This window comes from Streptomyces sp. NPDC104313, assembly GCF_055583985.1.
The window spans coordinates 50,443-59,343 of sequence record NZ_JBVJMW010000025.1 but is presented as its reverse complement, the minus strand read 5'-3'; the positions used below and the strand labels follow the sequence as shown (position 1 = coordinate 59,343).

9 protein-coding genes and 1 pseudogene are annotated in these 8,901 nt (G+C 70.5%); 7 read left to right on the top strand and 3 right to left on the bottom strand.

Going from position 1 to position 8,901, the window contains the following annotated elements; all coding sequences use genetic code 11:
* The coding region (locus tag ACZ60Q_RS34690; protein WP_469641547.1) for an MSCRAMM family protein at positions 1-854 on the top strand (854 nt) is incomplete at its 5' end.
* A 325-nt stretch (positions 855-1,179) separates the two neighbouring features.
* The gene (locus ACZ60Q_RS34685) at positions 1,180-1,857 is read left to right on the top strand and encodes a L,D-transpeptidase (protein ID WP_469641555.1); all 678 of its coding nucleotides are present in this window, start codon (positions 1,180-1,182) and stop codon (positions 1,855-1,857) included.
* 107 nt (positions 1,858-1,964) lie between these two features.
* Here the strand turns inward: ACZ60Q_RS34685 and ACZ60Q_RS34680 are convergent.
* Together ACZ60Q_RS34680 and ACZ60Q_RS34675 are read right to left on the bottom strand one after the other, a co-directional pair.
* Positions 1,965-2,783 (bottom strand): annotated as a pseudogene (locus tag ACZ60Q_RS34680) (alpha/beta hydrolase); the annotation flags it as partial.
* Positions 2,784-2,819: 36 nt separating this feature from the next.
* The gene (locus tag ACZ60Q_RS34675; protein WP_469641546.1) at positions 2,820-3,095 is read right to left on the bottom strand and encodes a hypothetical protein; all 276 of its coding nucleotides are present in this window, start codon (positions 3,093-3,095) and stop codon (positions 2,820-2,822) included.
* A gap of 123 nt (positions 3,096-3,218) precedes the next feature.
* On the opposite strand from ACZ60Q_RS34675, the gene argC reads away from it, so the two are divergent.
* Genes argC through ACZ60Q_RS34650 form a run of 5 tightly spaced genes read left to right on the top strand, consistent with a single transcriptional unit; the run spans position 3,219 to position 8,094 of the window.
* Positions 3,219-4,247, top strand: coding sequence for an N-acetyl-gamma-glutamyl-phosphate reductase (gene argC / locus ACZ60Q_RS34670; protein WP_469641545.1), 1,029 nt, complete (start codon positions 3,219-3,221; stop codon positions 4,245-4,247).
* Positions 4,244-5,398 (top strand): bifunctional glutamate N-acetyltransferase/amino-acid acetyltransferase ArgJ, encoded by a 1,155-nt coding sequence (argJ, locus tag ACZ60Q_RS34665; protein ID WP_469641544.1) that lies wholly within the window; start codon positions 4,244-4,246, stop codon positions 5,396-5,398. Before argC ends, argJ begins: the two co-directional genes overlap by 4 nt.
* On the top strand, positions 5,395-6,333 hold the full coding sequence (gene argB / locus ACZ60Q_RS34660; protein WP_469641543.1) for an acetylglutamate kinase: 939 nt from the start codon (positions 5,395-5,397) through the stop codon (positions 6,331-6,333). Before argJ ends, argB begins: the two co-directional genes overlap by 4 nt.
* The gene (locus ACZ60Q_RS34655) at positions 6,330-7,532 is read left to right on the top strand and encodes an acetylornithine transaminase (RefSeq protein ID WP_469641542.1); all 1,203 of its coding nucleotides are present in this window, start codon (positions 6,330-6,332) and stop codon (positions 7,530-7,532) included. Before argB ends, ACZ60Q_RS34655 begins: the two co-directional genes overlap by 4 nt.
* 25 nt (positions 7,533-7,557) lie before the next feature.
* Positions 7,558-8,094, top strand: coding sequence for an arginine repressor (locus ACZ60Q_RS34650; RefSeq protein ID WP_469641541.1), 537 nt, complete (start codon positions 7,558-7,560; stop codon positions 8,092-8,094).
* A gap of 10 nt (positions 8,095-8,104) precedes the next feature.
* Here ACZ60Q_RS34650 and ACZ60Q_RS34645 read toward each other — a convergent pair whose 3' ends face one another.
* Positions 8,105-8,815, bottom strand: a complete 711-nt coding sequence (locus tag ACZ60Q_RS34645; RefSeq protein WP_469641540.1) for a L,D-transpeptidase family protein — start codon at positions 8,813-8,815, stop codon at positions 8,105-8,107.
* Positions 8,816-8,901 lie beyond the last annotated feature (86 nt).

Below are 8,901 nucleotides of genomic sequence, written 5' to 3'. Positions count from 1 at the left end.
CGAAGACGGTGGATCTCGGTACGTATTACTGGCGTGAGACGGTGGCTCCGCCTGGTTATGAGTTGCCTCCGGAGACGGTGTTCGGTCCTGTGACGCTGACCGCGGCGCAGATCCCCGACGGCGTGAGTATCACCGTCGAGGACGAGAAGACGGCTGTCACCGGTCCGGTGACGGTGGTCAAGAAGGATGCGGACACGGGTGCTGTGCTTTCGGGTGCGGTGTTCGAGTTGTGGGAGGAGACCAATGGGGTAGCCGGTCTTCAGACCACCGGTGGTGAGCCCGATACCCAGATCGGTGCTTCCTGCACCACCGGCGCCAACGGTCAGTGCACCCGAACCGTCGATACCGGTACGTACTACTGGCGTGAGACAGCCGCTCCCGCCGGGTACGAACTGCCCGCCCCCGCGGTATTCGGCCCGCTGGTGCTCACCGACGAGAACGCCCCCGACGGCGTCACCGTCACCGCCGGGAACACCAAGACGCCGGTACCGCCGGAGGAGTCGACCATCAAGGTCGCCAAGACCGACGCGAAGAACGGCAAGCCGCTGGCCGGCGCCGTCTTCGAGCTGTGGCGCGAGTCCAACGGGGTCACGGGTCTGCAGACCCGCCCGAACGGCACCGTGCCGCCGGACACCCGCACCGGTCCGGGCTGCTCCACGGACCGCGTCGGGTCATGCGTCTTCGACGAACTTCCGCTCGGGACGTACTACCTGCTGGAGACAGCCGTACCCGAGGGTTACGTCCTGCCGACGAACCCTGTGAACGGCCCGTTCGTGATCACCGAGCAGAACGCCGGTGAGACCGTGACGGTCAAGGTCTCGAACAAGCGGGGGGAGCCCGGCAAGGGCAAGTGACCCACCCCCTCCCGAACTGGTGAGGCCCCCGGGGCAGCCGCGTTCTCGCGCGTGCTGCCCCGGGGGCCTCACCAGTTCGGCGCACTCCGCGGAGCGCGGACAGGCCGCTCCTGATAGCTGTGGGGTCACAGGTGTGACGGTCGCACGGTGGGTGCGGATTGCTGTCGTACGAGGCTCGGAGGTCGGCATGAGGCTTACGGATGCCATCGAACGTACCGGAGGGCCGCCCGTAGGAGGCGTACGGGGGAGAGGCGTACGGGCGGGACTTCGGGGCGGCGCGGCGTGGCGGCGGAGCGCGGTGCTGGCCGTGGTGGGCGCGGGACTGATGGCCGCACTGCCCGGGACGACGATGGCGGCGACGGCGTCCGCACCGACGCCTGCCGCGTCCGGACACACGGCTGCGGCAGAGACATGCACAGCCTCCACCGGCCCCTATCAGCGGCCCATGGAGGAGTACTTGAAGCGGACCGTGGACGGTTCCCAGTCCCCCGAGGACTGTGCGGCGATCCGTACCTTCCAGCGGTCCCAGTCGATCACCCCCGCCGACGGCTACGCCAACCTCGTCACGTACCGCACGATGACGGCCGTCAAGGTCCGTGCCAACCCCAACGCCGACGGTGTCTGCCCCCAGCGCTCCTACCGGGTCACCTGCGTCGACCTCGACCGTCAGTTGCTGTGGGTCCAGGTCGGCAAGAAGGTCGTCCTAGACCCTGTACCGATCCGTACCGGGCGCGACAACGAGGAGACCCGGACCGGCTGGCACACCATCTACTGGCGAAACCGCCACCACGTCTCCACGATCTACGACAACGCGCCCATGCCGTACGCGCAGTTCTTCGACGGCGGCCAGGCGCTGCACGGGCGCCCCGACAATCTGTTCGACGGAGGCGGGTCGGCGGGCTGTGTGAACCTGCGGCTCGCGGACGCGGCGGCTCTGTGGGACCTGCTGGACACCGACGACGCGTTGTACATCTGGGGTACCAAGCCGGGCACGGCCGACTGAACGCTGTGGGGCCCCGGGGAGACGTGCCCGGGACCCCACAGCGGTGCTTTTCTCCGTACCTGCTTCTCCGTGCTGTGGGCCGCGTCACGGATCTGGTCGGTGACCAGGTCGGGGTGGGAGATCATCGCCACGTGCGAGGAGTCGACCTCGACGGTGTGCGACTTGGCGCGCTTGGCCTCGAAGCGTTCCAGGTTCGGGGCGATGGCCTTGTCGTTCTTGGCGACGATGAACCAGGAGGGGATCGTCTTCCACGCCGCCTCGGTCGCGTTCGGTGCGAACCCGGCCTGGGCGACGGGCCGCTGCTCGACCGCCATCACGCGGGTCTGCTCCTGGGGGAGGTCGGCGGCGAAGACAGCGTGGAACTTGTCGTTCTGGATGTAGAGGTCCGTGCCGCTGGTGGTGCCGTCGGTGTACGGGACCGGCCGCAGCGCGGGCCCGAGCTCACTGCCCGCGAACTTCGTGGACAGCGTGGCGGGGTTCTCGCCCACGTCCGGCATGAACGCCGACACGTAGACCAGTGCCTTGACGTTCTTGTTCCCGGCCGCCGCCTGACTGATGACCGTGCCGCCGTAGGAGTGGCCGGCGAGGACGATCGGACCGTCGATGCTCTTGAGGATACTGGCGACGTACGCGGAGTCACTGAGCACACCCCGCAGCGGGTTCGGCGGGGCGACCACCGGATACCCCTGGTCCTGAAGCCGCTCGACCACGGCGTTCCAGCCCGACGCGTCCGCGAACGCTCCGTGGACCAGCACCACCGTCGGCTTCGTACTCCGGCCGGCGGGCTCGGGGTTCCCGGCGCCGGACGGATCCCCGCCGGCGAAGGCGGGCCCGGTCGCGAAGACCGCCGCCAGTGCCAGGGGCAACGCGCCCACACGCGCTATCCGGCGGCGCACCGGACGGGGGGAGAGGGGTGATACAGCCATGAGAGGTCTCACTTCCGCTGGAGAGCATGGTCACTCTCAGCATTGACGCGACTCCTCCAGGTCCGCGCCCCGGTCGCGGTGGTGGAGTGGAATTCTCGGCCGTGCAGGTGACAGCAGAGCATGTTCCGGGCAGCGGTAGGCCGCATGGGCGAACAGTGAGCGGATAGCGGCCAGTCCGGCATTCCGGGTGGTCACGCTGTTGTTCCGGTCGTGTGCGAGATGATCCAGGAAGCCGCCGACGAACACGGCGTCGATGTCGGTCAGCTCCAGAGCCGACGGCGGACGGCCGAGCTGCTGCCGCCTGACCCGCACGGCTCAGGCCACGATGTGTCAACTAAGAATCTCGGCCACAGCAGCCGCCTGGGCGGGCCGTACAGGCTTTGCATAAAACTGCGTGAATGCGTATAGTCATGCCATCAATCAGGAGGGTTGCCGATGGTGGTACGAGCAGCAGTGGCAGGGGCGAGCGGGTACGCCGGCGGGGAGCTCCTCCGTCTCCTCCTTGCGCACCCGGAGGTCGAGATCGGTGCCCTCACCGGGCACTCCAACGCCGGGCAGGCGCTCGGATCGCTCCAGCCGCATCTGCGGCCCCTGGCCCACCGGGTGCTGGAGCCCACCACCGCCGAGGTGCTCGCCGGTCACGACGTCGTCTTCCTGGCGCTCCCGCACGGGCAGTCCGCCGCCGTCGCCGAGCAGTTGGGGGAGGAGGTCCTCGTCGTCGACATGGGGGCCGACTTCCGGCTGAAGGACGCCGGTGACTGGGAGACGTTCTACGGGTCCCCGCACGCCGGGACCTGGCCCTATGGGCTGCCCGAGCTGCCGGGCGGGCGGGCCGCGCTCGCCGGGTCGAAGCGGATCGCGGTGCCCGGGTGCTACCCGACCGCCGTGTCCCTCGCGCTCTTCCCCGCGTACGAGGAGGGTATCGCCGAGCCGGAGGCCGTGATCGTCGCCGCGTCGGGCACCTCCGGGGCGGGCAAGGCGGCCAAGCCGCATCTGCTCGGCTCCGAGGTGATGGGCAACATGACCCCGTACGGCGTCGGCGGCGGGCACCGCCACACGCCCGAGATGATCCAGAACCTCGGCGCCGCCGCCGGTGAGCCGGTCACCGTCTCCTTCACTCCCACCCTCGCGCCCATGCCGCGCGGCATCCTCGCCACGTGCAGCGCGAAGGCGAAGCCGGGCGTGAGTGCCCAGAGCCTGCGCGCGGTGTACGAGAAGGCGTTCGCGGACGAGCCGTTCGTGGACCTCCTGCCCGAGGGGCAGTGGCCCGCCACCGCCGCGGTGTACGGCTCCAACGCCGTGCAGGTGCAGGTCGCCCACGACGCGGCCGCCGGACGGATCGTGGCCATCTGCGCCATCGACAATCTCACCAAGGGCACCGCGGGCGGCGCCCTCCAGAGCATGAACATCGCCCTCGGACTTCCCGAGGACACAGGTCTTTCGACGATCGGAGTGGCACCGTGAGCGTCACGGCAGCACAGGGATTCACCGCGGCGGGCATCGCCGCGGGAATCAAGGAGAGCGGGAACCCGGACCTGGCCCTCGTCGTCAACAACGGCCCGCGTCGCGCCGCCGCGGGCGTCTTCACCTCCAACCGCGTCAAGGCCGCCCCCGTGCTCTGGTCGGAGCAGGTACTCAAGGGCGGCGAGGTCACCGCCGTCGTCCTCAACTCCGGTGGCGCCAACGCCTGCACGGGACCCCAGGGCTTCCAGGACACCCACGCCACCGCCGAGAAGACCGCCAAGGTGCTGGAAGGGCACAGCGCCGGCGAGATCGCCGTCGCCTCCACCGGGCTCATCGGCCTTCTGCTCCCCATGGACAAGCTGCTTCCCGGCATCGAGCAGGCCGCCGCCGCCCTCAGCGAGCACGGCGGTGAGAAGGCCGCCATCGCCATCAAGACCACCGACACCGTGCACAAGACGGCCGTCGCGGGCGGCGAGGGCTGGACCGTCGGCGGTATGGCCAAGGGCGCGGGCATGCTCGCCCCGGGCCTCGCCACCATGCTCGTCGTCCTCACCACCGACGCCGATGTGGAAGCCCCCGCGCTGGATGCCGCCCTGCGCGAGGCCACCCGCACCACCTTCGACCGGGTCGACTCCGACGGCTGCATGTCCACCAACGACACCGTGCTGCTGCTCGCCTCCGGCGCCAGTGGCATCACTCCGGAGCGGGGCGAGTTCGCCGAAGCCGTACGGGCCGTCTGCGCGGACCTCGCCCGGCAGCTCATCGGCGACGCCGAGGGCGCGTCCAAGGACATCCGGATCGAGGTGATCAACGCGGCCACCGAGGACGACGCCGTCGAGGTCGGCCGGTCCATCGCCCGCAACAACCTCCTCAAGTGCGCCATCCACGGAGAGGACCCCAACTGGGGCCGTGTCCTCTCCGCCATCGGCACCACGAAGGCCGCTTTCGAGCCGGACCGGCTCAACGTCGCCATCAACGACGTCTGGGTCTGCGCGAACGGGGGAGTGGGCGAGGACCGCGACCTCGTCGACATGCGCTTCCGGGAGGTCAAGGTCACCGCTGACCTCGCAGCCGGCACCGAGTCGGCCGTCATCTGGGCCAACGACCTCACCGCGGACTACGTCCACGAGAACAGCGCGTACAGCTCATGAGCACAGCGCGGAAGCACACCGCACTCCCGAAGGCGCAGATCCTCATCGAGGCGCTGCCGTGGCTGACCCGGCACCACGGCAAGACCGTCGTCATCAAGTTCGGCGGCAACGCCATGATCGACGAGGAGTTGAAGGCCGCCTTCGCCCAGGACGTCGTCTTCCTGCGGCACGCCGGCCTCAAGCCCGTCGTCGTACACGGCGGTGGCCCGCAGATCAGCGCCCAGCTCGACAAGCAGGGCCTGGTCAGCGAGTTCAAGGCCGGGCTGCGGGTCACCACCCCCGAGGCGATGGACGTCGTCCGGATGGTGCTCGCCGGACAGGTCCAGCGCGAGCTCGTCGGGCTCCTCAACCAGCACGGCCCCCTCGCCGTCGGCATGACCGGCGAGGACGCCCACACCATCACCGCCACCCAGCACCGGCCCACCATCGACGGCGAGCTCGTCGACATCGGCCGGGTCGGCGAGATCACCGCCATCGACACCGGGGCCATCCAGGCACTGCTGGACGACGGCCGCGTCCCGGTCGTCTCCTCCATCGCCCGCTCCGCCGACGACCACCACGTCTACAACGTCAACGCCGATACCGCGGCCGCCGCGCTCGCCGCCGCCCTGAACGCCGAGACCCTGATGGTCCTCACCGACGTGGAGGGGCTGTACGAGGACTGGCCCAACAGCGACGACGTCATCAGCCGGCTCACCGCGAGCCAGTTGGAGAAGCTGCTGCCGGAACTGTCCAGCGGCATGGTCCCCAAGATGCGGGGCTGCCTGCACGCCGTGCGCAACGGCGTGGAGACCGCCCGCGTCATCGACGGCCGGGTCCAGCACTCGATCCTGCTGGAGATCTTCACCGACGAGGGCATCGGCACCATGGTCGTGCCGGACGCCCCCATCGACGTACACGCGGCACGGACGGCACACGAACAGGGGGCATCATGACCGGCACCCAGACCGGACTCACCTCACGCTGGCAGGGCGTGCTGATGGACAACTACGGCACGCCCCGCCTGCCGCTCGTCCGCGGTGAAGGCTCCTATGTCTGGGACGAGGACGGCACCCGCTATCTCGACTTCGTCGGCGGCATCGCGGTCAACGCGCTCGGCCACGCCCACCCCGCCGTCGTCGAGGCCGTCTCCACCCAGATCGCCTCGCTCGGCCACGTATCGAACCTGTTCATCGCCGAGCCGCCCGTCGCGCTCGCCGAGCGGCTCCTCCAGCTGTTCGGCCGTCACGGCAAGGTCTTCTTCGCCAACTCCGGCGCGGAGGCCAACGAGGCCGCCTTCAAGATCGGCCGACTCACCGGGCGCACCCACATGGTCGCCACCGACGGCGGCTTCCACGGCCGGACGATGGGCGCGCTCGCCCTCACCGGCCAGCCCGGGAAACGGGAGCCCTTCCGCCCCCTGCCCGGCGACGTCACCCATGTCCCGTACGGGGACGCCGACGCGCTCCGGGCGGCGGTGACCACCGACACCGCGCTGGTCGTCATCGAGCCGATCCAGGGTGAGGCCGGTGTCGTCGTCCCGCCCAAGGGCTATCTGGAGGCAGCCAGGGAGATCACCCGGGCGACCGGCACCCTCCTCGTCCTGGACGAGGTCCAGACCGGCATCGGCCGCTGCGGCCAGTGGTTCGAGCACCAGGCCCACCAAGGCGTCGAGCCGGACATCGTGACCCTCGCCAAGGGTCTCGGCGGCGGTCTGCCGATCGGTGCGACCGTCGCGTTCGGCCCGGCGGCCGACCTGCTGAAGCCGGGGCACCACGGCACCACCTTCGGCGGCAACCCGGTCGCCTGCGCCGCCGGACTCGCCGTCATCGGCACTCTCGCGGCCGATGGTGCGCTCGAGGAGGTCAAGCGGCTCGGGGAGAAGATCCGCGACGGCGTGGAGGCGCTGGGACACCCGTTGGTCTCCCACGTCCGCGGCTCGGGCCTGCTGCTGGGTATCGTGCTCACCGGACCCCTCGCACCGCAGGTGCAGCAGGCGGCCCAGGGAGCCGGCCTCCTGGTGAACGCGCCCGCCCCCGATGTCGTACGGCTCATGCCGCCGCTGATCATCGGTGACGCGGAGGTGGACGCGTTCCTGGAGATCCTGCCGAGCGCTCTCGACGCGGCACACGGGGACGGACGATCCGGAGCATGACCCTCCGGAGAATGAGGCGACGACGATGACCGAGGCGCAGGAATCCGAGCACGGCGGGCCGTCCGTGCCGCAGACCCGCACCGCCCGCCACCGCCGGATCGTGGACATCCTGAACCGGCAGCCGGTCCGCTCGCAGAGCCAGCTGGCCAAGCGCCTCGCCGACGACGGGCTGAGCGTCACCCAGGCGACGCTCTCGCGGGACCTGGACGAGCTGGGCGCGGTGAAGATCCGCAACACCGGTGGCGAGCTGATCTACGCGGTGCCGAGCGAGGGCGGATTCCGCACCCCGCAGGCCCCGCTGGGCGGCTCGGCCAAGGAGGAGCGGATGCGCAGGCTCTCGGCCGAACTGCTCATCTCGGCGGAGGCCTCGGCCAACCTCGTGGTCCTGCGCACCCCGCCCGGCGCGGCCCAGTTCCTCGCCTCGGCCATCGACCAGGCCGAACTGCACGACATCCTCGGCACCATCGCGGGCGACGACACGCTGATGCTCATCAGCCGCGACCCGAACGGCGGCCAGGCGCTCGCCGACCACCTGCTGAGGCTCGCTCAGAACGAGCGCTGAGCGGTCCTGTTCAGTAACGCGTGATCGCGGTCGGGCCCGAACGGGTCCCGACCGCGATGTGCGGGGCGCGCTGCGGGTCCGCCCAGGCGAGGATCTCCGCCATGGAGTCGGCCGGGACCGAGACGCACCCGGCCGTCGCCCCGCGCCCGTTCACGTGCAGGAAGATTCCCGCGCCCCTGCCCCGTACCGGACGGTCGTAGTTGAAGCCGATCACCAGCGCGCGGGCGTACCGCGTGCCATAGGAGACCAGGTGCTCGGCCTCCGCGGCCCGGCAGTGGCCGGGGCGCGGTTCCACCCAACGGTTGTACGCCTCCGAGTCGTTGTCCTGACACCACCAGGAGTCGTCGTTCACCTTCCGGTACGGATACGTCGTGCCGGCCGGGGCTTCCTCGATGCCGAAGGCGTACGGCAGGTCGTACAGCCCGGTGGGTGTGGTGCTCGTGCCCTGTTCCCGGCCGCTGCCCTCGGCCAGCCCGTTCGCTCCGAACCGCGCGGGCGCGGACCCGGCCTCCGTCCACCGGCCCCCGCGCCGCTCCCACCAGGTCACGGTCCCCGTCGTGGAGCCGGTGTCGGGGGCCTCGGCGGTGATCAACTGGGAGCCGCCGCCCGTGTCCGCCAGCCGGTCCGGGAGGAGCGGGCCATCGGCTCCCTCGGGCCCGGCCCCGAGGGAGCCGATGGACAGGGTGAGGAGTACGGCGAAGGTCAGCAGAGGTCGGCGCATGCTCCGGACCGTACGGCGGCCGGGGGGCGACGGCCCACCGGACCTGCTCCGGACGGCCCAGCGGCTCACTTCTCTCACCCACCGCT

Excerpts from the sequence above, each read along its gene's own strand:
- argC (WP_469641545.1), top strand. The coding sequence starts at position 3,219 with ATGGTGGTACGAGCAGCAGTGGCAGGGGCGAGCGGGTACGCCGGCGGG.
- ACZ60Q_RS34655 (WP_469641542.1), top strand. The coding sequence starts at position 6,330 with ATGACCGGCACCCAGACCGGACTCACCTCACGCTGGCAGGGCGTGCTG.
- ACZ60Q_RS34645 (WP_469641540.1), bottom strand. The coding sequence starts at position 8,815 with ATGCGCCGACCTCTGCTGACCTTCGCCGTACTCCTCACCCTGTCCATC.
- argB (WP_469641543.1), top strand. The coding sequence starts at position 5,395 with ATGAGCACAGCGCGGAAGCACACCGCACTCCCGAAGGCGCAGATCCTC.
- ACZ60Q_RS34650 (WP_469641541.1), top strand. The coding sequence starts at position 7,558 with ATGACCGAGGCGCAGGAATCCGAGCACGGCGGGCCGTCCGTGCCGCAG.
- ACZ60Q_RS34685 (WP_469641555.1), top strand. The coding sequence starts at position 1,180 with ATGGCCGCACTGCCCGGGACGACGATGGCGGCGACGGCGTCCGCACCG.